Origin of the sequence: Nocardioides sp. Bht2 (genome assembly GCF_047308515.1) — a bacterium.
Classification (GTDB): Bacteria; Actinomycetota; Actinomycetes; order Propionibacteriales; family Nocardioidaceae; genus Nocardioides.
Genome location: NZ_JBLBWI010000001.1, coordinates 304,211 through 325,567, shown reverse-complemented (window position 1 = coordinate 325,567; position 21,357 = coordinate 304,211). Strand labels below are relative to the sequence as shown.

The following is a 21,357-nucleotide window of genomic DNA, read 5'->3' as shown; positions in this document are numbered from 1 at the left end:
ACCGGAGCACCTGCGGGCCGGGTGACTACCCGTGGATTGCTGCAGCATCGACGCTGCGACTTTCGCCGGGCAGCGGAGCTGCTAGCGAGCAGCCACCTCACGAGCCCAATAAGCATTCATTCTTCGGACCACCTCCTTTCCCGTGTCCTTTCACGCTACGCCCGGTCGTCGCGTGCGACAAGGCGTTTTTCTGCGCTGCTTCGGGAGGTGTTCGGTGGGGCGTCGGGGCTGCCTGTCCCCAGGTGCTCAGGCGAAGGCCGACGGGTCGATCTCGAACCAGATGTGCGCGGCTCGGCCGACAACCCGGCCCGACGCGTCGTGGATCGTGCTGGCGGTGTGCCACTTGCGGCCGTCGCGACCGAGCAGGGTGCCGACGACGACATGCTCCTCGCCGATCCGGGGCAACGCGTCGAGCACGGCGGTGATCCGGCCCAGCACGATCGTCCGACCGGCCAGGTCGACAGCCCAGGCACCGGGGCAGTCCAGTGCAGCCCAGGCGACTGGCGCCGTCACCACTTCGGGGTCGGCGCCGGCCAACGAGGCGTCCGGCGTCCAGGTACAGGCCACCCGCGCCCGGCCATCGGCGTCGTCGACGGCACCCGGGAAGAGCCGGAGCCCATCGCCCTCGGCCCGCTCGGGGCCACAGGCGAAGCACTGGCCGAAGGGGTGCTCGTGCAGACCCGGGTAGCGGCTCTCGGCGTCGCGGGCGACATCGGCGCTGACGCCGGGGACAGCCGTCGGGCCTTCGGGAACGGCTCTGGCCGTGGCCACGACGTGCGTCCCGTCGAGCAGGGTCGCGACGTCGTCGAAGACCGAGACGGTGAGTTCACGCTCCAACGGCGGCGGCTTGTGGAGTGTGACTTCGCTCGCCCTGCCGAGGGTGTGGCCGGGGACGTGGTCTGCGAGCGCGCCAGCGCTCCAACCGCCGTTTCCCGAGGAGCTGGGGCCGCGGAAACGGGTCGCGATGAGCAGCTGATCCATGGGTTCCATCCTGCCTGACTCTCTCCGGAGGCTCCACGAAGGAGACTCCCGTGGTGCGATGGGGTAAGAATGGCCGTGTGAGCGATCTGATCGACACTACCGAGATGTACCTCCGCACCATCTATGAGCTGGTGGAGGAGGGGATTGTGCCGTTGCGTGCCCGGATTGCCGAGAGGCTCCACCAGAGCGGCCCCACGGTCTCCCAGACGGTGGCCCGGATGGAGCGGGACGGCCTGCTCACGGTCGAGGGCGACCGGCACCTGGAGCTGACCGAGGAGGGCAAGCGACTGGCCACCCGGGTGATGCGCAAGCACCGCCTCGCGGAGCGGTTGCTGACCGACATCATCGGTCTGGACTGGGAACTCGTCCACGCCGAGGCATGCCGCTGGGAGCACGTCATCTCCGAGGGCGTCGAGCGCCGGTTGATCGAGCTGCTGGGCAACCCCACCGAGTCGCCGTACGGTAACCCGATCCCGGGCCTCTCCGAGCTCGGTCAGAGCGACACGGGCGAAGACTTCATGGAGGGTGTCGAGCCGCTCTCCGAGGTCGCCACCGCCGGTGAGCAGCGGGTGCTGGTGCGCCGCATCTCCGAGGAGATGCAAAAGGACGAGCACCTGATGAGCGCTCTGCGCCGCGTCGGCGCGGTCCCGGACAAGGTGGTCCTGGTGGCCGCCACCGCGGACGGCGTCCTGGTCGGTTCGGGCGGCGAGACCGCCGAGATCGCTCCGGAGGCGGCCGACCACATCTTCGTGCGCCGCAGCTGACCTAACCGGCCAGCGCGCTCAGGAACTCGCTGCACCCGTCGTCGACGCAGAGGCTCGCCCACTCGTCGCCGCGGGTCGCACCGCGGTTGACGATCACCACGGGCACGTGGAGTTTGGCGGCCCGCTTCACGAACCGCAGACCCGACATCACGGTCAGCGAGGAGCCGGCGACCAGCAACGCGCCGTCGGTCTCGGCCAGCTCCTCGACGGCCTCGTATGCCCGCTGCACCCGCTCCTTGGGTACGTTCTCGCCGAAGAAGACCACGTTGGGCTTGAAGGCGCCCCCGCATCCGCAACGGGGCACCACGAAGCCGTCGGTCTGCTCCAGGTCGACGTCACCGTCGGGCCGGCTCGCCGCCGAGAGGTGGGCGGCCACGTAACCCGGGTTCAGCAGATCCAGGTCGTCGGCGAAGGTGCGCCGCGCACGGACCTCGTGGCAGCCGAGACAGATCACCTCGGCGACCCGGCCGTGCAGGGCCAGGGTTGCCGAGCCGGCGGCCTCATGGAGGCCGTCGACGTTCTGGGTGATCAACAGGCTGACCCGGCCCTGCGCCTGCAGGGTCGCCAGCGCGTGGTGCCCCGGGTTGGGGGTGGCCCGGAACATCCGGCCCCAGCCGACATGGCTCCGCGCCCAGTACCGCTGTTGTGCCTCGGGCCCGGCGATGAACTCCTGGTAGGTCATCGGTGTCCGCGTCGGTGCACCCGGCCCGCGGTAGTCGGGGATGCCGGAGTCGGTGGAGAGTCCGGCGCCGGTCAACACGACCAGTGGACGCGCGGCCAGCAGATCGAGCGCCTGCGCGCGGCTCGCCTGGTTGCCGAGCGCAGGCAGGGTGTGACTCATCGGAGCTCCTCAGCGGCCGTAGCGGATAGCGGCGCGAGCCCGCGCCTTCTCAGCCTCGACCTCGCGGTTCTTCGGCGGCGCCGGGGTGACCAGGTGCTCCAGGAGGTGCTGGGTGATCGCCGCGATCTCGGCGACCGCTTGGTCGAAGACCTCCTGATTGGCCTGCGAAGGCTTGGTGGTGCCGCTGACCTTGCGCACGTACTGCAGGGCTGCGGCGGTCACCTCCGAACGTGTGGCCGGCGGCTCGAAGTTGTTCAGCGGTCGAATGTTGCGGCACATGACAGCCAACCTACGCTCCCCTCGTTCACCACTCCAGGAACGCGGTGGTCGCCTTCGAGGTGACGACGACGCGCCCGTCGGGGAGCGGCACGGTACGGACGTTGTAGCTGCGCCAACCGCCGGTGACCGGCACTTCGGTGGAGGTGAAGGTGCCGTCGTCGGCGACCTCGATCGCGACGATCGACATCCTGCTCGCTCCTCGCCAGTCGGAGAGGGCGGCCAACGCCGTCTGCTGCTCCGGTAGCCAGGTGAACTGCCGAGGTTCCCAGGAGGCGCCGAAATCGGTGGTCCGGCCGTAGCGCTGTTTCGCGACCTGCTTCGGCCGGCTCGGGTCGGCGACGTCGAAGACCGAGGCCTGGGCGCCGAGACTCCGTCCGCGGGCGGTGGCATCGGTACCGAGACCGAGAAGTCGGCCCGCGCCGATCGGGTGCAGGTACGAGGAGAAGCCCGGGATCTTCAGCTCGCCGAGCAGCCTCGGGCTCTCCGGGTCACGCAGGTCGATCGCGTAGAGCGGGTCGACCTGGCGGAAGGTGACGAGATAGGCGCTGTCGTCGAACCAGCGCACCGACTGGATCTCCTCGTCGACCCCGAGCCCGTCCACCGATCCGAGCTCCACGAGTCGTCCACCGCGCTCACCGAGGGTGAGCACCGAGTGTGACCGGACGGCTCGGCGGGCGCGCTTCTTGCCCTGCTCGGTGCTGATAGAGGTGGCCACCCGCAGCACGCCGTCCGCGGAATCCATGGCCCAGCGGTCCTGGATCTGGCCGTCGACCTCGCCACTGGCCAGATAGTCGGTCTCGGTCCCGTCGAGAGCGAAGGCGTGCAGGTCGGTGGTGATCGGCTCGCCGCGCCGCCCGGGGCCTGAGGGCCAGACTGAGTCCACCAACATGTCGCAGCACCAACCGAAGGAGCCGGTCGCCAGGTAGAGCCGGTCGAGGCTGGTGTAGACGATCTGACTCCGGGTGAGGACGCTGGTGGTGCTGATCTCGGCGGGGTCGACGGCGTCCGCACGGAATCCGACGACGTTCAGCATCCCGAGCTCCGACCGCTGCGCAGGCACGTTGACCTGCGCGCAGTCCACCAGGTTCCGGCGGGTCGAGCCGACGCTGAACTGGGGAAGCCAATCCTCGATCCTGCTGGCCGCGATCACCGCCTTGTTCTGCGCCTTGGCCTCTTTACGCGTGCGGTTCTTGGTGGGGCGGACGAAGTCGAGGTCGGGAAGCCCGCTGCTGGTCACCACGCGGAGGTCGTCGCCGGTCAACCGGGCCGAGAGCAGGTCACCGTCGAACCAGCGGGTGTTCTCGACCCGCGGGCGGGCAGGGTCGGCCAGGTCGACGGTGATCGCCGCGGTCCGGACCGTCGAACGCTGCCAGGCGGTGCCGACGACGAAGAGCCGGTCGCCGCGCAGCAGAAGCTCGGCGTTGTCGACCCGTCGTCCGGGAAGCTTGAGGGTGGCGAGCTCCTGGGGGCGCTGCGGATCGGCGGTGAGGTCGAAGATCCGGACCGTGCGGCCGTCGATCCGGGCCAGGATCCGGCCGTCGGTCTTCGCCAGGTCAGGCTCGTCGACTCCCACCTCCTGCACGTTGGTGCCGGTCTGGCTGGAGCTCTGCGACTCGGCTGAGGCGAGGTTGGCGGTGCTGTTGGTGAGCAGACCGTCGAGGCGCGCAGCGTCCCGCCCCCAGTAGCCCACCTGCATCGGGCCGTACTCCCAGCCCCACGCCCCGACCAGGTCGGCAGCCCGGGTGGTGAGCGTGTTGAGCAGGTCGGCGCATGACGTCGCGGTGGTCAGCCGGCCAGCGCCGGCTGCGCTGCTGTCGTCACTCCCCGCGGCCGGGGCCGCCTGCAAGTGGGACTGCTGCCGATCCCGGTCGCCGATCAGCGCGTTGCCGATCGGGAAGGCAGCGGCGCTGATGCTGACGGCAAGGACGGCGACCCCGAACGGTGCCAGGCGACTTCGGCTCATGACGGATCTGACGGCGCTGAGTGGGGGTCGGTTCCCTCGATCTCAGGTGACGGTATGGCCGAGCAACCGGCCGATCTCCCCACCAGGGTCACCGCCGGTACGGCAGAGTGGGGCGCATGTCTGAACGTACTCTCGACATCGTCCTGTTCGGCGCCACCGGATTCACCGGGGGCCTGACCGCGGAGTATCTGGCGCGGAACGCCCCGGCGCGGCTCAGCTGGGCGCTCGCCGGACGGTCGCAGGCGAAGCTGGAGAAGGTCCGGGACCGGCTGGCTGGGATCGACCCGCGTTTGGAGACGATGGAGCTGATCGTCGTCGACGCCGCGGATCGGACCGCGCTGCGCGAGGTTGCGGCGCGCACGAAGCTGGTGATCACCACGGTCGGTCCCTACCTGGAGTTCGGGGAGCCGCTGGTCGCGGCCTGCGCGGCCGAGGGCACCGACTACGTGGACCTGACCGGCGAGCCCGAGTTCGTCGACCGGATGTGGCTGGCGCACCACGAGACCGCCGTCGCCTCGGGGGCTCGGCTGGTGCACGCCTGCGGCTTCGACTCGGTGCCGCACGACATCGGCGTCTTCCATGCGCTGGATCAGGTCGACACCTCGGGCCCGGTCACGGTGCGTGGCGTGGTTCGTTCCAACGCGACCTTCTCCGGCGGCACCTTCCACTCCGCGATGGGCGTGATGGCCCGAGCCAAGCAGATGAAGGAGGCGTTCGCGGAGCGCCGTCGTCGTGAGGCAAAGCCGGAGGGTCGGAGCAGTCGCGCGGTCGCCGGTAAGCCCGGGCGCGACAAGCTGCTCGGTTACTGGCTGCTGCCGTTGCCGACCATCGACCCGCAGGTGGTGCAGCGCAGCGGCGCCGCGTTGGCTCAGTACGGCCCGCGCTTCACCTACTCGCACTATGCCGGGACCAAGACCCTGCGCTACGCCGTCGGTGGTGCTGCCGCGATCGGAGGGGTGGTCGTCGGGGCCCAGATCGCCCCGGTCCGCAAGGTGCTCAAGGGCCGGATCAAGCAGGGCGAGGGCCCGTCGGTGGAGCGCCGCCGCAAGTCCTGGTTCACCGTCGACTTCGTCACCGAGGCAGCAGGCAAGACCGTGCACACCCGGGTCAGCGGCGGCGACCCCGGCTACACCGAGACCGCGAAGATGCTCGCCGAGTCGGCGCTCTGCCTGGTCTTCGACGCCAACCCGACGACCTCAGGCCAGGTCACCACGGCCACCGCGATGGGAGCCAACCTGCTGACCCGCCTGCAGCGCGCCGGGATGCGTTTCGAAGTCCTCTGATCGCCCGTCGTCACGCGGGACCGGCGGGGTCAGCGGCGTTCGGCGTTGGCGGCGTCCAACAGGGCTTGGATGTCGTCGAGGCTGACGCCGCCGCCCGCCATCTTGACGACGCGGCCGATCGGAAAGCTCAGCATCATCTGCCCGACGCCCTCGACGTCGTCGGCACCGTCCGATCCGGCCGCGTCGGCGAGACCGGCCGCGACCAGCGGCCCGGCGACCGGGTCGGCGAGCACCTCGGCGATCGTGGACTCCAGATGCAACGGCTCGCGCAGATCGTCGCCAGCGATCGAGACGTGGGTGTGGCCGTACAGGTCTCGGCTGGAGGAGCCCACCGCGACGTGGTATTCGCCGTCCTCGACGGCCCAGCCGCGCCCGGTGAACCAGGCCGCCAGCGCCGACGTGGGGATCCGGACCTCGGCGACGGTCGACTCGCCCGGCTCCAGGTCGACGATCGCGACGCCCGCCAACTCGCGGGGTGCGCGAGCCAACTGTGAGCCCGGCTTGCCGACGTAGACCTGCACCACGTCGCGCCCCGACCGGGTGCCGGTGTTGGTGACCAGAACCTTGACCGTGAAGCCGTTCGGGTCCCCGCTGACCAGCAGGTCGTCGTGGTCGAAGGTGGTGTACGAGAGGCCGTGTCCGAACGGGAACGCGACGTCGAGTTCCCGGGCGTCGTACCAGCGGTACCCGACGAAGACCCCTTCGCTGTAACGGATATGGCCGCGTTCGCCGGGGAAGTCCAGGTAGGCAGGGGTGTCTGTGAGCCGCAGCGGCATCGTCTCGGCGAGGCGTCCCGACGGGTTGACCCGGCCGGTCAGCACGTCGGCGAGGGCGCCGCCGCTGGCCTGGCCGAGCAGGAATCCGCCGACGATGGCCGGGACCCGGGACGCGAACGGCAGGGTGACGACCCCGCCGCCCGAGAAGACGACGACTGTCCGGGGCTGGACCGCGAGGACGGCCTCCAGCAGTGCGATCTGGTCGGCGGGCAGCGCCAACGTGGTCCGGTCGAAGCCTTCGGACTCGGCCTCGGCCGGTAGCCCGAGGAAGACCACCGCGACGTCGGCGTCACGGGCCAGCGCGACGGCTTCGGTGAGGTCGTCCCCGGCGAAGCCGACGTCGGCATGGAGGGCGCTGAGCTCGCTGAGTGCGTCCTCCAACCGGGTCGGGTTGATCCTCGAGCTGCCGGCGCCCTGGTAACGCGGGCTCCGTGCGAACTCGCCGATCAATGCCACCCGCTGGTCGGGGGCCAGCGGTAGCAGGGGCGTGTCGTCGACCGGCTCGTTGCGCAGCAGCACGACGCAGCGTGCCGCGATCTCCCGCGCCGCAGCGTGGTTCTCGGCGTGGATCTCGCTCAGCGACCGGGTCTCGGTGCCGGGCCGAGGTACCCGGCGCACCAGCTCGACGACCCGTGCCGCGGCCCGATCAAGCTCGGCTTCGTCGAGGCGGCCCGCGGCGACGGCAGCGACGAGTTCGGCATCCGTGACGCCGCCGTTGCCCGGCATCTCCAGGTCCAGACCGGCGCGGAGCGCGGCGATCCGATCCTTGACGGCGCCCCAGTCGGAGACCACCAGCCCGCGGTACCCCCACTCCTCACGGAGCACGGTGCTGAGCAGCCAGTGGTTCTGTGAAGCATGGACCCCGTTGATCCGGTTGTAGGAGCACATCACCGTCCACGGTGCCGCGTGGGTGACGACGTGCTCGAAGGCGCGCAGGTAGAGCTCGCGCAGCGGCCGTTCGTCGACGTCGGCACTGACCCGGAGTCGGTCGGTCTCCTGATTGTTGACCGCGAAGTGTTTGAGCGAGGCACCCACGCCACCGGACTGGACGCCCTCGACCCAGGCCCGGCCCATCGCCCCGGAGAGCCACGGGTCCTCGGAGAAGTACTCGAAGTTGCGGCCGCACAACGGGGACCGCTTCAGGTTGATCCCAGGGCCGAGGACGACGGCGACATCCTCGGCGCGGGCCTCGGCGGCGATCCGGGCACCGACCTCATGGACCAGGTCGACGTCGAAGGAGGCGGCCAACGCGACCGCGGGTGGGAAGCAGGTCGCCGGTCGGGAGTCGCCGATCCCGAGGTGGTCGCCGGCGCCGCCCTGCTTGCGCAGCCCGTGCGGACCGTCGGTGAGCATCACGGACTCCGCGACGCCCTCGATGGCCTGGGTGTGCCAGAAGTCCTGGCCGGAGAGCAGCGAGGCCTTCTCCTCCAAGGTGAGGCGGGCGACGATCTCGTGGGGGGTGGGCATGGGACCTCCAAGAGCGCTGGGGCAGACGTCTCGACCCTAGATCCCGAAGCGCGCGAAGGCCCCCACATCCGCAGAGGTGGGGGCCTTCGGCGGCGGCCGGCGGGTCAGGCCTCGAGCGCCTCCGGCTGCTCGGCGGGTGCCGAGTTGATCTGGATCTTGCGGGGCTTCGCCTTCTCGGCGACCGGCACGACCAGGCGCAGCACGCCGTTGTCGTAGCTGGCCTCGATCGCCTCGAGGTCCAGGTTGTCGCCGAGGACGAGCTGGCGGGTGAACTGGCCGTGGGTGCGCTCGGCGGCCAGGTGCTGCCAGTCGCCGTTGCGCGCGACGCGCTCCGCCTTGACCGTCAGGACGTTCCGCTCGACGTCGAGCTCGATGTTCTCCGGGTTCACTCCGGGCAGGTCGAACTCCAGAACGAAGCGGTCGCCTTGGCGCCAGGCGTCGAGAGGCATCACGGCCGGTCGATTGGTGGTTCCACCCAGCAGCTGGGAGGTGAGCCGGTCGAAGTCGCGGAAGGGGTCAGCAGTGCGCAGCAACATGGTTCCTCCTTGGGAAATTCGGGTACAAAACCTGTAACGCCAGTTATAGATGATCTGTTCCCGAAAATTCAAGTACTCTGGAGATGCGAAGCGAAGGGGAGACCATGAAGGCCAGTGTTGGCGTCTACGCCATCTCGGTGGCTGCCGAGATGACGCGGATGGAGATCCAGAATCTGCGGGTCTATGAGAGGCGCGGCCTGGTCGAGCCTGACCGGACCGCAGGTGGCACGCGGCGCTACAGTCCCGACGACATCGAGCGACTGCACCGGATCCGGCAACTCCTGGCTGCCGGCCTGAATCTCACCGGGATCGCCTTGGTGCTGGAGTTGGAGGGTGAGGTGTCCCGGCTGCGGTCGGACAACGAGAGCCTGCGCCGCGCTCTACGGGAGTGACGGCGGGCCGCCCGCTCACCGGAAGTCGCGGGATCGGTGTCGGGCATGCAGCGCACGGCCGGCGTCGGGGCTGACGCTCTCCAGGGGGAGGAGCTCGTCGGCGACCAGGTTGGTGACGCCGTCCTCGCGCTCCACCATGCCGCGCACCACCATGCTGGCCGCGGAGCGGGCGGTACTGCGGTAGCGACGCCAGAGACCTTCGGAGCAGACCACGTTGAGCATCCCGGTCTCGTCCTCCACGTTGAGGAAGGTGACGCCGCCGGCGGTGCTGGGGCGCTGCCGGTGGGTGATCAGGCCGGCGACCTTGACCCGTCGTCCGGCGGCGGCACGGCGTACCCCACTGACCGAGTGGATCCCGGCCCGGATCAGGGCCTCGCGGAGATGGGTGAAGGGGTGGGCGTCGGGGGTGATCCCGGTGGCCCAGAGGTCGGCGAGGGTCTCCTCGACGACGCTCATCTCAGGCAGGGACGGCGCGGTGATGCCGGGCCTGGTGCCGTCGAGGTGGCCGTCGTTCTCCACGTAGCCGGCGTTCCAGAGGGCTTCGCGCCGGGTCAGCCCGAAGCTGTCGAGTGCACCGGCGGTGGCCAGCGCCTCCAACTGTCGCGAGTCGAGGCGGGCCCGGCGCGACAGGTCGACCATGTCGGCGAACGGCTGCTCGTCGCGGGCGGCGACGATCCGGGTAGCGAGGTCGGTACTGATCCCGTGGACCGCGTCGAGACCGAGTCGGACCGCCCACTGGGTGTCGCGCCGGTGCTGTGGGGTCGGATCGGGGGTGCCCTCGACGAACTCGGTCCGTTCCGGGTGGTCGTGACGGCAGGCGTCGAGGCCGCTCGGCTGTGGGGTGGCGGCGTCGTCGAGAGCTTCCAGGTCGGCGGTGGGGGCGGAGCGGACGATGTCGGGGCCGCGCACCTCGACGCCATGCCGACGAGCGTCATGCACCAGCGACTGCGGTGAGTAGAAGCCCATCGGCTGTGCCCGCAGCAGCGCGGCGAGGAAGGCGGCCGGGTAGTGCAGCCGGCACCACGAGCTGGCGTAGACGAGTTTGGCGAAGGAGAGCGAATGCGACTCCGCGAAGCCGAAGTTGGCGAAGGAGAGGATCTGGGCGTAGATCGCGTCGGCCTTCTCACCGACCAGGCCACGGCTCTTCATCCCGGCGTAGAGCTTGTCGCGGATGCTCTCGATCCGTTCGATGCCGCGCTTGGACCCCATCGCCCGGCGGAGCAGGTCGGCCTCGTCCTCGGTGCAGTCGCCGAGGGTGCGGGCCATGTCCATCAGCTGCTCCTGGAAGAGCGGAATCCCCTTGGTGCGCGCCAGGACCGGCTCCAGGTCGGGGTGGTCGTAGCGGATCTCCTCGCGGCCGGTGGCGCGACGGATGTAGGGGTGCACGGCGCCGCCCTGGATCGGGCCGGGGCGGATCAGCGCGATCTCGATCGCGAGGTCGTAGAACTCCCGGGGGCGGAGCCGGGGCAGGGTGCCGATCTGGGCCCGGCTCTCGACCTGGAAGACCCCGACCGAGTCGGCACGGCAGAGCATGTCGTAGACGGCGGGCTCCTCCTTGGGCAGGGAGGTGAGCGTCCACCGTTCGCCGAGGTGGGTGTCGACGATGGTGAACATGTGGTCGAGGGCGGAGAGCATGCCGAGGCCGAGCAGGTCGAACTTGACCAGCCCCATCCACTCGCAGGAGTCCTTGTCCCATTGCAGGATGGTCCGCTTCTCCATCCGGGCACGCTCGATCGGGCAGACCTCGCCGATCGGCTGTTCGGTGAGGATCATCCCGCCGGAGTGGATGCCGAGGTGGCGTGGCGCGGTCAGCATCTGTTGCGCCAACTCGACCACCGGGGCCGGGATCTCGTGCTCACAGTGCGGGTCGTCGGGGTGGATGATCGTGCTCCAGGAGTTGATCTGCTTGGACCAGGCGTCCTGTTGGCCGGGGGCATGTCCGAGTGCTTTGGCGGCGTCGCGGATGGCGAGCTTGGGCCGGTAGGTGATCACGTTGGCGACCTGGGCGGCGTTGCGCCGGCCATAGGTCTCGTAGACCCACTGGATCACCTCTTCGCGGCGGTTGGAGTCGAAGTCGACGTCGATGTCGGGCTCTTCGTCACGGTGTTCGGAGATGAAGCGGGCGAAGGGTAGGCCGTAGAAGACCGGGTCGATCGAGGTGATCCCGAGCGCGTAACAGACGGCCGAGGAGGCGGCCGATCCTCTGCCCTGGCAGAGGATTCCCTGAGAGCGGGCGAAGGCGACGATGTCGTGCATGATCACGAAGTAGCCGGAGAAGTCCTTCCGTTCGATGGTCTCCATCTCGCGCTCGATCCGGGCGTTGGCCTTCTCGAGTTCGGGGTAGTCGGCGGAGTAGTGCTCGGCGGTGCCGCGTTGGAGCAGCTCCCGCAGCCAGGTACGCGCGGTGTGCCCTTCGGGGATGCCGCGTTTGGGCAGATCCGGGGTGGCTTTGCGGAGGTCGAAGGAGAGCTCGTCGGCGATGGTGACGGTGCGGGCCACCGCTCCCGGGTAGCGGGCGAAACGGGCCGTCATCTCCTCGCCGCTACGGAGGTGCCGACCGCCCCAGGCGGGGAGATAGCCGTCCATCTCGGACATACTGCGCCGGGCCCGGAGCGCCGCCATCGCGGTCGCGAGCTGATGCTGGGACGGCGAGGCGTGGTGCACGTTGTTGGTGGCGACGACGGCGAGCCGGTGGTCGCGGGCCAAGGCGGCTAGGAGGTCGTTGGTGACCGAGTCGTTCGGTAGTCCGTGGTCGGTCAACTCGACGACGACGTTGTCGCGTCCGAACCGGCCGATCAGGTCGACCAGGACGGCAGCGGCGGCGGCCGGCCCGGAGCCGGCCAGAGCCCGGTGCAGTTGACCTTTGCGGCAGCCGGTGAGGATCAGCCAGTGTCCGCGGCCGTAGTCGGTGAGCTCGTCGAGGTCGTGGACCGGGCGGCCCTTCTCATCGCCGCGAAGGTTGGCTTCGGTGATCGCCGCGGAGAGCCGGTGGTAGCCGGTGACGTTGCGGGCCAGGACCAGGAGGTGGTCGCCCTCGGGGTCGGCGATCCCCACCTGCGGGCGGCTCAACCCCAACGAGAGCTCGGAGCCGTAGAGGGTGTGTAGGTCGTGCCCGGCGGCGACCTCGGCGAAGAGCGGAGCGCCCGCGAAGCCGTCGTGGTCGGTCAGGGCGAGTGCGTGCAGGCCGAGCCGCACGGCCTCCTCGACGAGGTCGCGGGGGCTGCTGGCACCGTCGAGGAAGGAGTAGTGGCTGTGGCAGTGCAGCTCGGCGTAGGGGACCGGATCGCGCTCGGGACGGTGCACGCCGGCCGGGGCCCGGTACGGCTTGCGACGTCGGGAGCCGGGGCCGTCGTCGGGACGCGGGTCGGGGCGCCCCGACAGCTTGCGCTCCAACTCCGACCAGGGGATCGGGGGGTTGCTCCAGCCCATCAGCGGACCTGTTCAGTCATAGCTGGCCTCGGTGAACCACTGGTCGCCGACGCAGGTCATCAACCAGGCGCGGCCGTCGACCCCGACCACCTGGAACCGGCTGAGTCGGGTGGTGCCGGCCTCCCACCAGGTCTCTTCGACCGGCCACGGGCCGGCCCAGGCGGCGACTTCGGCCAACTGCGGGCTGTGGTTGATCTCGACGCGGGGGTGGAACCGGGCCGGTTCGCTGGTGACGACGCCGCGCTCGGTGACCTGGGTCGGGTGACCGTCGGCGCCGAGGACGACCGCCGGCCAGGGCTCCGCGAAGACCCGGGCCGGAGCTGGTGGCGGGATGCTGCCGGGCCAGGGCAGGTCGCGCGGGCGGAGCCGTTCGGCGCGTTCGCCCCACGGCACGCCGGTCTGGCGGGCAGTGGGGGAGCGGCCGCCTTGGAGGGTGGGGGTGAGCACCGCTTCGTAGCCGAGCAACGCCTGCACCTTGGCGACGCCGCGTTCCACCTGGGAGGTGTCGGCGTTGCCCCAGAGGCCGTCGGCATGGACGACGTCGGGCTCCAACGCCTCAGGGACCAGCCGGACCGCGGAGACCGGGCCGGGGAGCTGGGACTCGCCGGCCCGCGCGCCGAGCTGCCAGTGCACCCGGTCGACGAGGTCGTCGGCGCGGAACCAGCGGGCGTGGGCCCAGAGCCGGGAGGAGACGACGGCGCCGTCGCTCTCGGCCTCGATGGTGACGCGGGTGCAGACCAGGTTGCGGCTGCCGATCTGGTCGACGAACTTCTCGGTGAGTCGACGCACCGAGAAGGCGACCGCCTCGGTCGACTCGAGGGGCGGCTCGAAGTCGGCTTGGCAGATCAGGTCGGGTGGTGGTTGGCGGACGGCGAGCCGGGCATCGTCATGACCGGCGGCGAGCCGGTACAGGCGGGCGCCGTCGGCACCGAAGCGGGCCAACACGTCGCTGGCCGGGAGCGCGGCGAGCCCGCCGAGGGTGCGGATGCCGAGCCGCATGAGTAGATCGGTGAGTTCGGGGTGGTCGAGGGTCCGGATGTCGAAGTCGTGCAGGAACGCCGGTGCACCGCCTTCTGGGACGACGAGACAGTCCTGTTGGGGAGCGCGGCGGGCGGCTTGTTCGGCGGTGAAGAGGTTGTCGGCGACGCCGAACCGGCAGTCCCAGATACCGTTCGTGACCAGCTTCTCGGAGATCACCGCGGCGGCCTCCGACTCACCGCCGTAGAAGCGGGCCGGGGAGTGCAGCGCGATCAGGCCGGGGCGTAGCGGAGCGACGCCGGGGCTGAGCTCTTCGACGCAGGCCAGGACGGGTTCGAAGTCGCGGGCCTCCCGCTCGGTGTTGCTGCTCAACAGGTGCAACGCGGGGCAGCGTGCCTGCGCGTCGCGTCGGCGCATGCCGCGACGGACGCCGTCCGCGCGGGCGGCTTCGTTGCAGGCGCTGACCTTGCCGCCATGGATCACGGCGGCCGGCTCGCGCGGGGGGAGCTCGGCGTCGGCGATACCGGAGATGACCGGCCAGTCGGGTACCCAGGCGACCAGGACGCGGCGGGCCATCAGCCGACCTCACGCAGCAGCGCGGCGGGTGCGGCTGGGAGGACCCTCGGCGTCGCCGGGAGCGGCGTGCCGGGCAGGTTCACCGTGCTGGTGCGGCCGGGGCCGGAGCCGCGCTGCACACCGAGCATGAGCCGGCGTGAACGGAGGTAACCGTTGCCGTGGCCTACGCCCTGCCACTGCTGGCGCTCGATCGACAGGTAGGCCTCGCACTGGGGCCAGGCGCCTTGGACCACGAGGGCAGCCGAGCGCTTGCGGAGCCGGGCGCTGATCCGGCTGGCGGTGTGCGCGTCGACCTGGGCGGGTGGACGCAACAGGAGGACCGAGGTGACGTCGAGGAGGGCTGCGGTGACCTCGGGCCAGTGCCCGCCCGGGTCGGGGACGAGCAGCGTGCGGCTGAGGTCGATGCCGAGCTCGGCGGCGGCCTCAGCGCCGAAGTCGTCGACCCCGATCGCGGCGACCCACTGCCCCTCACGCGAGGGCCCGGCCAGCAGCGCGAGGGCCAGACTGGCGGAGTCGGTGCGGTAGCTGGCGCCGGGGTAGAGCTGGACCAGGCCGGCCAGAGTGGGATGGATCGGCATCGGCTCGCGCAGCGTCGTGCCACGCGGGCTGTTCTGCATCTGCGCAACCCGCGTGCGAAGCTGATGGACCAGCTCGGGATCTGGTTTCTGGGAAGGACGCCGCACCTCTCCATGATCGAACATTTGTTCGAATGACGCAACTGCGGGGACAACTCTGTGGAGAACTGTTCGGTCGGTTCGTAACGCCGCGACATGTCAGGGGTGAAGGGTTGCCCAAGCGTTGGAGGATCTCATGAAATCGCCCTGGAATGACGACCATGCGCGTGCTCTCCGGGAGGCCGCTCCGCAGGTGCCGGAGGCGACGGCCGACGAGCTTGAACGGGCCTGGCTCAGAGCAGACGTCGATGGCGCCCAGGCGCCGTCTGCGCCCGTGTTCAAGCGGCGGGTCGGCTATCTCGCGGGAGCGGCACTGGCGGTAGTCGGGCTCGGTCTCTCCGGGGTCGCGGTGGCGCAGAACCTGAGTGCGCGGACCGGTTCGTACAACATCGATGCCGAGAGCATCGAGCTCGCTGGCCCTGGCGAACTGATCGATCCGGCGGGACCGGACTTCGCTCGGGTGCTCGCCGAGGAGACTGCTGACATCCCTTATCCGCATGGCGGATCGCGCGAGATCGCGCAGCGTGATCAACGTGACGAAGCCGCCCAGGAAGCGGTCGAGGCGCGCGAGGCCGGCGATCACCGACATCGACGCCGAGCAGCGCGAGGGCACGACGATTCAAGACGTGATCGGCGAGGACGGCGTCATGCGCCAGGAGGAGTTGGACGACAGTACCGAGTTCGCTTTCCTGCCGCGGGTGGTCAGCGCGGCGCAGGCGGACGACGTCGACCGGGTCGGGGTTGAACTGCGCGACGGTGTGCGCTGCGTCCCCGGCCTGATGGGTGATCTGCCGCGAGCGGTCGAGCGGCTGCGCTGAGATGGCGAAGGTGATCGATCAAGCGGAGTTCGAAGAGCTCTATCGGGCGACGGCGCCCGAGCTCTTCGGCTACCTGCGGCGACGTGGCGTTCCGGACGCCGAAGACGTGGTGGCGGAGATCTTTGCCACCGCCTGGCGTCGGCGTCGTGATCTGCCGAAGCCGCTGCTGCGTCGGGCATGGCTGTTCGGGGTGGCGCGCAATCTGATGCTCGCGCAGGCCCGTGCCGCGGGGCGGGCCAGTGAGGTCGTCGAGCAGTTGGCTGCGACGGCGGCCGCCGAGGTCGCCGTCGAGGATGCTGAGAATGTCGCCCTGCAAGAGGTGATGGCTGCCGCGCTGGCGCGGCTGTCGGCCCGGGAGCGGGAGATCCTGACGCTCGTCGAGTGGGAACGGCTGACGCCGCTGGAGGCAGCCGTCGTGCTCGATCTGCGGGTCGGGGCGGCGCGGGTCCGGTTGCACCGGGCGCGACGGGCCATGGCTGCCGATCCTGCGGTGCAGGCATTGGTGGGGCGAAGGGTTGATGAGGGGGCGAGTGTCGGCACCGAGGGCGGCGTCCCGAACCCGGGAACTCGTGTCGCGCTGGTGGTGACCGGGGAACCGATCTCCGACTGACGCCGTCAGAGGTGGGCACGCATCGCCCGCTGGAGCGATCGGGCGGAGGGCCTGCGGCGTACTGGGGGCATCGCAGGCCCTCCGGCCGCGCTGCTGTCGGGGGGAGTTTCGATCCCGAGCGGCTGCCTGACAAGATGACGCCCGTAGCCCCAGTAGCTCAGTGGATAGAGCAGCCGCCTCCTAAGCGAAAGGTCGTAGGTTCGACTCCTACCTGGGGCACTCAGGACGAGCTGCGTGAGCGGTCGTAGGCGATGGAGAGAACGCCGTGATCTCCCGCCAGTGCCTCGGCGAGTGTCCACCTGGATGCGGGGATGCCTTCCTGGAACAGGCGGTTCCCTCCGCCCAGTAGTTCGGGGAACACGGTGAAGGACAGTCGGTCGACGCGGTCGGCGACGAGTAGGTCTCTGATGACGGTCGCGCTCGAGAAGACGACGATGTCGCCGCCAACCTCCTCCTGGAGGCGGTCGACGACCTTGGCGACGGGCTCCGCGAAGACGCGGGCGCCTGCCCACGGCGCCTCGCTGAGCGTCGTGGACAGGACGACCTTCTCGACGTCGCGCATCCATGCCCCGTATTCGCGGTCGCGGGGGTCGGCGTCCACGTCGTCGGCGACCGTCGGCCAGTAGCCGAAGAATCCTTCCGCATTGGTGCGGCCGAGGAGGGCGGTCGTTGCGGGGCGCCACAGCTTGGTGAGGTGATCGCGCGCGATCTCACTGGTCGCGTACGGCATCAGCCATCCCATGTCGGTGGGCCCGCCGGGGCCTTGGAAGTAGCCGTCCATGCTGATGGCGATGTTTGCTACTACGCGGCGGGTGGTGGGGGTCATCTGAGCTCCTGGGTCGAGTCGGGGTCGGAGGTCGTGGTCAGGAGTTCGGCAAGGTTGTCGAGGCTCTGTTCCCAGCCGAGACTGATGCCGGCGACGAATTCCGCTGCCGCCGTGGTGCTTTCGCTGATGTGCAGCAGGACGTCGAATACCGTTCCGTCCGCAGCGTCGGAGAGTTCCCATTCGTAGTGCGCGGTGAAGGCTGGAGACCCGTCCGGGAGGAGGGGCGACAGCCGGAAAGTGATCCGGCGGCCGGGCGTGACCTTGTCGATGTGGCCGGTGGCGCGTCCGATCGGTTCGCCCGTGGGGTGGCGGGCGTCGACGTCGACGTACTCCTGCACGACGCTGTCGCCAGGTGTGGTGCCGAACTCCAGGCGGCTGACCCGCAGATCGCGAGTGGTCCACCACCGGGCTAGTAGTGCAGGCTCGACGAGATGTCTCCAGGTCGTCGCTCTGTCGGCGGGGAGCGTGCGTCGGAGGCGGTACTCGCGTCCATCGGCCCACTGATCATGATCGGCCCGCCTCGTTTCGGAATCGACCGCAGCGATGTATTGGTCGAAGCGGGTGCGATTCTCGGCGTTCGCGGCGGCGACCTCGAGCAGTCGGCCGAACTCCGCCGCGAGCAGGCGGAGTGCATCGACCTCCAAGGCGTAGATCCGTCGAGTCCCGCTGCGGCGGGAGACGACGACTCCTGCTCGTTCGAGCGTCTGCAGATGTTTCGTCGCTTGTGGCTGGCGCAGATCGCACAGTTCGGCGACCGCCCCGACGGCGAGGGGTCGTTCCGCGAGCAGCCCGACGATGCGCCATCGGGATCCATCTGCGAGTGCGGAGAGTTGCTCGTGCATTCCTGAAGTATTCACGGGAACGAATATTCGCGTCAAGGAATATTTGCGGGAGGCGGGCGCGACTCTGGGTGGCAAGTCCTCAGGTGGCGGCCGGGTTGAGCCTGATGGTGCGATTCTCGGCGTCCGTATTTGGTGAATCGTCGTGCCGGACCGCACAATTCGAACACGTCCCGCAGTTTGGTCCGGTGCCGTAGCCTGCGAGCGCTTGAGTCCACCGATCGACTGTGAGTTCCCGTGAGTGATGTTGAGTCCGGCCGGCACCGCGCTGCGCCGCGGTCGCGGCACCGCATCGCCAAGGCGTTCGGTTACAGCATTCTGGCGCTCACGCTCGCCATCGGGCTCTTCGGTGTCTACACCTACCGGATGCTCAGCGACAACATCACCACGATCAACGTGGAGAGCCAGCTCGGTGCGGACCGTCCTGACGAGGTCGAGGTCGAAGGGCCCAAGGAGCCGCTGAACATCCTGGTGATGGGCTCCGACACCCGCGACGGCGAAGGCAACGCCATCGACCAGCACACCGGCGGTGGCTACGGGCTCTCCGACACCACGATCCTGATGCACCTCTCCGCGGACCGGAAGTTCGCCTACGGCGTCAGCCTTCCGCGTGACGCGATGGTCGAGCGCCCCACCTGCTACAAGGAGGACGACACCGAGATCCCCGGCGGCTTCGCGATGTGGAACGCCGCGTTCGCTCTCGGTGGCCCGGCCTGCACGGTTCGCCAGTTCGAGCAGCTCAGCGGGATCCGGGTCGACCACTTCGTCGTCGTCGACTTCAACGGCTTCCGCGACATGGTCAACGCGATCGACGGAGTCGAGGTCTGCATCCCGCAGGACGTCAACGACCCGGTCGGCAACATCTACCTCAAGGCGGGTACCCGCAAGGTCAAGGGCCAGGAGGCCCTCGACTACGTCCGGGTGCGGCACAACATCTCCAGCAACGGCGACATCGGTCGGATGAAGCGTCAGCAGGAGTTCATCGCGGCGATGGCCAACAAGGTCATGTCGATGGGCGTCCTGGGCCGGCCCGACCGGCTGCTCAAGTTCCTCAGCGCCGCCACCAAGTCGTTGACGCTCGACCACAAGCTGAACTCGCCGCTGAAGATCGCCGACATCGGCGCCGAGTTCTCCGGTATCGGTCTGGACAACATCAAGTTCATCACCGTGCCGTGGGACTTCTACCAGCCGGACCCGAACCGTCTGGTCTGGGCCGAGGACGCCAATGCGTTGTGGAAGAAGGTCAAGTTCGACAAGCCGCTGAGCAAGCGGCTCAGCTCCGAGGTGGTCAGCGCCGCCCGACGTCCCGGTTCCACGGCGACGCCGGACCCGGACGAGAGCTCCGAGTCGCCGTCCACCGAGGAGACCGAGAGCCCCGAGTCGCCGTCGGTCAGCCCCGACGACGCCGACCGCGAGGCCACCGCGGCCGCCAACGGCCTCTGCGCCTGAGTGCCCACGAGCCCGGCGTAGGCTGGAAGCGATGAACGACAGCTCTTCTGACTCCGCGGCCGCCGACGCCGCCTGGCAGCGCCGCAAGCGGCTCGCCGAGATCTTCGGAGACTCCGCGCCGTCGTCGACCAAGGACGATCGTGACCCCGAGGACTCGCGGCGTAGTGACGCCAAGGCGAGCGAGGAATGGCTCAAGCGCCAGGTCCCGCCGCACCACGGCTCAATGTGACCTCACGGTCGGGTTGACGGCGAAAATTGCGCGCTGAGGTCACATTGAATGTGGCGACGCCCGCCCCGCCGAAGCGGAACGGGCGTCGATGCCGTGCGGTGGAGGCTCAGTTCAGAGCTGGCCACCCGGGCGCTGGGCCAGCAGGTTGCGGATCTCCTCCAGCAGGATGATGTCGTCCGGCTTGGCGGCCGGACCGTCCTGGAAGAAGCGCTCCTTAGCCATGTTGTACGGCGTCACCACGAAGTAGAAGACGACCGCGGCCAGGATCAGGAACGAGACCAGCGCCGCGAGGAACAGGCCCACGTTGACGTCGGCGATCTCGACGGTGTCGAAGTTCGGCTCTCCGCCGACCTTGCCGATGAAGCCGAGCAGAACACCGGTGAAGGTCTCGACGACCTTGGCGAACGCGGCAGCCATAATGAAGGCAACGGCAAGCTCTACCAGGTTGCCCTTGAGTACGAACTCCTTGAAGCCCTTCAGGTTCATTGAGCACTCCTTAATGGGTCGGAGCACCCCGAGGACCCCCGACCACGCAGTTTTTGACAGCGCCACACGTTAACGCGAAATCGTCGCCGTCAGGTACATCGACGCCGCGGCACGCGCGATCTGGCGAGCGTCGGCCGCGCTGACGGCGAGCACCACCAGCGCGCCCGTGACGCCCTGATCGGGCTGTGGCACGGTGATCACCGGTACCGCGGTGGCCACCTGTGTGACGCTGCCGTCGGTCGGCTGGGTGGCGATCAGATCGACCCGGTCACCCGGGCGCAGCAGGGCGACCACGCCGGCGTCCGGCAGACGGACCGGGAGCGCGACCGCCCCGGGGAACCCGGCCAGCAGTGATCCGGCCACCACGCGCGCGTCGGTCAGCGGCTCGCCGCGTCGCAGCGGTCCGGTCAGGGTCCGCCCCAACGCCGCGGATGCGGTCAACGCGCCGTCGGGGGCCAGCTCATCGGGGGCCTGCACCGTCGTCAGGTCGGTGGCCGTGAGCCGGTGCCCAGCAGGGAGTCCGTGGGCGGCCACGGTCAGCGAGACGGTGCGTGGTGCCGGCGGTGCGACTGCCTGGAGCCCGCTGGCGACCGCCCCGGCCAAGCAGAGTGCGACCAGCGGTCGGCGGTGCCGCAGCACTCTGCGCCGGGCGCGTTGGCCCGCGCGCTTGAGGCGGTCGCGCAGGGGTGCGATGGGCGGGGTCGGCATGAGGGGCAGCGTAGGGAGGTCGAGAACGCATTGTGTTCGCTATCCACAGGTGCCGTACGATTGGCAGTCGGCGACCGAGAGTGCTAGTCGCCACGGACCGAGAACACAGGAGGGCCACCGCGGTGCCGACCTATCAGTACGCCTGCACCGAGTGCGGCCACGCATTCGAGATCGTGCAGAGCTTCAGCGACGACTCGCTCACCGTCTGCCCCGAGTGCGAGGGTCGCCTGCGCAAGGTCTTCAACGCCGTCGGCGTCGTCTTCAAGGGCTCCGGCTTCTACCGCACCGACTCCCGGTCGGGTTCGTCGGCGTCGGTCCCGGCCAGTGACTCGTCGTCCAGCTCCTCGTCGAACGGCTCCAGCGCCTCGACCAGCAGCTCCTCCTCGACCAGCTCGACCTCGTCGAGCAGCTCCACCAGCTCGTCGACCAGCGCCGCATCTGCCTGAACAAACT

Annotated in this window: 21 protein-coding genes and 1 tRNA gene; 9 read left to right on the top strand and 13 right to left on the bottom strand. The window is 69.5% G+C overall.

Annotation, left to right across the window (positions count from 1 at the left end; all coding sequences use genetic code 11):
- Window positions 1-246: 246 nt before the first annotated feature.
- A complete protein-coding gene (locus tag ACLM5J_RS01550; RefSeq protein WP_413654243.1) occupies window positions 247-981 on the bottom strand; it encodes a hypothetical protein in 735 nt (244 codons plus the stop codon).
- Between the two features lie 77 nt (window positions 982-1,058).
- Between ACLM5J_RS01550 and ACLM5J_RS01545 the strand changes: the two genes are divergently transcribed.
- Complete coding sequence (locus ACLM5J_RS01545) at window positions 1,059-1,745, top strand: metal-dependent transcriptional regulator (RefSeq protein WP_413654242.1); 687 nt, start codon at window positions 1,059-1,061, stop codon at window positions 1,743-1,745.
- 1 nt (window position 1,746) lies between these two features.
- Here ACLM5J_RS01545 and ACLM5J_RS01540 read toward each other — a convergent pair whose 3' ends face one another.
- Genes ACLM5J_RS01540 through ACLM5J_RS01530 form a run of 3 tightly spaced genes read right to left on the bottom strand, consistent with a single transcriptional unit; the run spans window position 1,747 to window position 4,828 of the window.
- The gene (locus ACLM5J_RS01540; RefSeq protein WP_413654241.1) at window positions 1,747-2,586 is read right to left on the bottom strand and encodes a Sir2 family NAD-dependent protein deacetylase; all 840 of its coding nucleotides are present in this window, start codon (window positions 2,584-2,586) and stop codon (window positions 1,747-1,749) included.
- Window positions 2,587-2,595: 9 nt separating this feature from the next.
- The gene (locus ACLM5J_RS01535; protein WP_413654240.1) at window positions 2,596-2,865 is read right to left on the bottom strand and encodes a DUF2277 domain-containing protein; all 270 of its coding nucleotides are present in this window, start codon (window positions 2,863-2,865) and stop codon (window positions 2,596-2,598) included.
- A 25-nt stretch (window positions 2,866-2,890) separates the two neighbouring features.
- Window positions 2,891-4,828, bottom strand: a complete 1,938-nt coding sequence (locus ACLM5J_RS01530) for a beta-propeller domain-containing protein (protein WP_413654239.1) — start codon at window positions 4,826-4,828, stop codon at window positions 2,891-2,893.
- Between the two features lie 116 nt (window positions 4,829-4,944).
- On the opposite strand from ACLM5J_RS01530, the gene ACLM5J_RS01525 reads away from it, so the two are divergent.
- Window positions 4,945-6,111 (top strand): saccharopine dehydrogenase family protein, encoded by a 1,167-nt coding sequence (locus ACLM5J_RS01525; RefSeq protein WP_413654238.1) that lies wholly within the window; start codon window positions 4,945-4,947, stop codon window positions 6,109-6,111.
- A 29-nt stretch (window positions 6,112-6,140) separates the two neighbouring features.
- On the opposite strand, the gene ACLM5J_RS01520 is transcribed toward ACLM5J_RS01525, so the two are convergent.
- Window positions 6,141-8,354 (bottom strand): glycoside hydrolase family 3 C-terminal domain-containing protein, encoded by a 2,214-nt coding sequence (locus ACLM5J_RS01520; protein WP_413654237.1) that lies wholly within the window; start codon window positions 8,352-8,354, stop codon window positions 6,141-6,143.
- 104 nt (window positions 8,355-8,458) lie between these two features.
- The gene (locus tag ACLM5J_RS01515; protein ID WP_413654236.1) at window positions 8,459-8,890 is read right to left on the bottom strand and encodes an Hsp20/alpha crystallin family protein; all 432 of its coding nucleotides are present in this window, start codon (window positions 8,888-8,890) and stop codon (window positions 8,459-8,461) included.
- Window positions 8,891-8,994: 104 nt separating this feature from the next.
- Between ACLM5J_RS01515 and ACLM5J_RS01510 the strand changes: the two genes are divergently transcribed.
- Window positions 8,995-9,282 carry a MerR family transcriptional regulator gene (locus ACLM5J_RS01510; RefSeq protein ID WP_413654235.1) on the top strand — a complete coding sequence of 96 codons (288 nt, stop codon included), beginning with the start codon at window positions 8,995-8,997 and terminating at the stop codon, window positions 9,280-9,282.
- 15 nt (window positions 9,283-9,297) lie between these two features.
- Here ACLM5J_RS01510 and ACLM5J_RS01505 read toward each other — a convergent pair whose 3' ends face one another.
- The 3 genes from ACLM5J_RS01505 to ACLM5J_RS01495 are packed head-to-tail and all read right to left on the bottom strand — an operon-like array spanning window position 9,298 to window position 14,882.
- Window positions 9,298-12,711: an error-prone DNA polymerase gene (locus ACLM5J_RS01505; RefSeq protein ID WP_413654234.1), complete on the bottom strand. Its 3,414-nt coding sequence runs from the start codon at window positions 12,709-12,711 to the stop codon at window positions 9,298-9,300.
- A gap of 12 nt (window positions 12,712-12,723) precedes the next feature.
- Window positions 12,724-14,265: a DNA polymerase Y family protein gene (locus ACLM5J_RS01500; RefSeq protein ID WP_413654233.1), complete on the bottom strand. Its 1,542-nt coding sequence runs from the start codon at window positions 14,263-14,265 to the stop codon at window positions 12,724-12,726.
- Window positions 14,265-14,882: a hypothetical protein gene (locus ACLM5J_RS01495; protein ID WP_413654232.1), complete on the bottom strand. Its 618-nt coding sequence runs from the start codon at window positions 14,880-14,882 to the stop codon at window positions 14,265-14,267. Before ACLM5J_RS01495 ends, ACLM5J_RS01500 begins: the two co-directional genes overlap by 1 nt.
- Before the next feature lie 590 nt (window positions 14,883-15,472).
- Here ACLM5J_RS01495 and ACLM5J_RS01490 point away from each other — a divergent pair.
- The 3 genes from ACLM5J_RS01490 (at window position 15,473) to ACLM5J_RS01480 (ending at window position 16,586) form a co-directional block, all read left to right on the top strand.
- A complete protein-coding gene (locus ACLM5J_RS01490) occupies window positions 15,473-15,757 on the top strand; it encodes a hypothetical protein (protein WP_413654231.1) in 285 nt (94 codons plus the stop codon).
- A 10-nt stretch (window positions 15,758-15,767) separates the two neighbouring features.
- Window positions 15,768-16,367: an RNA polymerase sigma factor gene (locus tag ACLM5J_RS01485; RefSeq protein WP_413654230.1), complete on the top strand. Its 600-nt coding sequence runs from the start codon at window positions 15,768-15,770 to the stop codon at window positions 16,365-16,367.
- A 146-nt stretch (window positions 16,368-16,513) separates the two neighbouring features.
- Window positions 16,514-16,586 (top strand) — tRNA-Arg (locus ACLM5J_RS01480).
- A 1-nt stretch (window position 16,587) separates the two neighbouring features.
- Here ACLM5J_RS01480 and ACLM5J_RS01475 read toward each other — a convergent pair.
- Together ACLM5J_RS01475 and ACLM5J_RS01470 are read right to left on the bottom strand one after the other, a co-directional pair.
- Window positions 16,588-17,193: a dihydrofolate reductase family protein gene (locus tag ACLM5J_RS01475; protein ID WP_413654229.1), complete on the bottom strand. Its 606-nt coding sequence runs from the start codon at window positions 17,191-17,193 to the stop codon at window positions 16,588-16,590.
- Window positions 17,190-18,035 carry a metalloregulator ArsR/SmtB family transcription factor gene (locus tag ACLM5J_RS01470; protein WP_413654999.1) on the bottom strand — a complete coding sequence of 282 codons (846 nt, stop codon included), beginning with the start codon at window positions 18,033-18,035 and terminating at the stop codon, window positions 17,190-17,192. The genes ACLM5J_RS01475 and ACLM5J_RS01470 overlap by 4 nt, the downstream gene beginning before the upstream one ends.
- A 234-nt stretch (window positions 18,036-18,269) precedes the next feature.
- Here ACLM5J_RS01470 and ACLM5J_RS01465 point away from each other — a divergent pair, with 234 nt between their 5' ends.
- Window positions 18,270-19,481, top strand: a complete 1,212-nt coding sequence (locus tag ACLM5J_RS01465) for an LCP family protein (protein WP_413654228.1) — start codon at window positions 18,270-18,272, stop codon at window positions 19,479-19,481.
- Window positions 19,482-19,512: 31 nt separating this feature from the next.
- Window positions 19,513-19,710, top strand: coding sequence for a hypothetical protein (locus tag ACLM5J_RS01460; RefSeq protein ID WP_413654227.1), 198 nt, complete (start codon window positions 19,513-19,515; stop codon window positions 19,708-19,710).
- A 111-nt stretch (window positions 19,711-19,821) separates the two neighbouring features.
- On the opposite strand, the gene ACLM5J_RS01455 is transcribed toward ACLM5J_RS01460, so the two are convergent.
- Complete coding sequence (locus tag ACLM5J_RS01455; RefSeq protein WP_413654226.1) at window positions 19,822-20,196, bottom strand: MscL family protein; 375 nt, start codon at window positions 20,194-20,196, stop codon at window positions 19,822-19,824.
- Between the two features lie 69 nt (window positions 20,197-20,265).
- Window positions 20,266-20,904 (bottom strand): SAF domain-containing protein, encoded by a 639-nt coding sequence (locus ACLM5J_RS01450; RefSeq protein WP_413654225.1) that lies wholly within the window; start codon window positions 20,902-20,904, stop codon window positions 20,266-20,268.
- A gap of 122 nt (window positions 20,905-21,026) precedes the next feature.
- Here ACLM5J_RS01450 and ACLM5J_RS01445 point away from each other — a divergent pair, with 122 nt between their 5' ends.
- On the top strand, window positions 21,027-21,350 hold the full coding sequence (locus tag ACLM5J_RS01445) for an FmdB family zinc ribbon protein (RefSeq protein ID WP_413654224.1): 324 nt from the start codon (window positions 21,027-21,029) through the stop codon (window positions 21,348-21,350).
- Window positions 21,351-21,357: the final 7 nt, after the last annotated feature.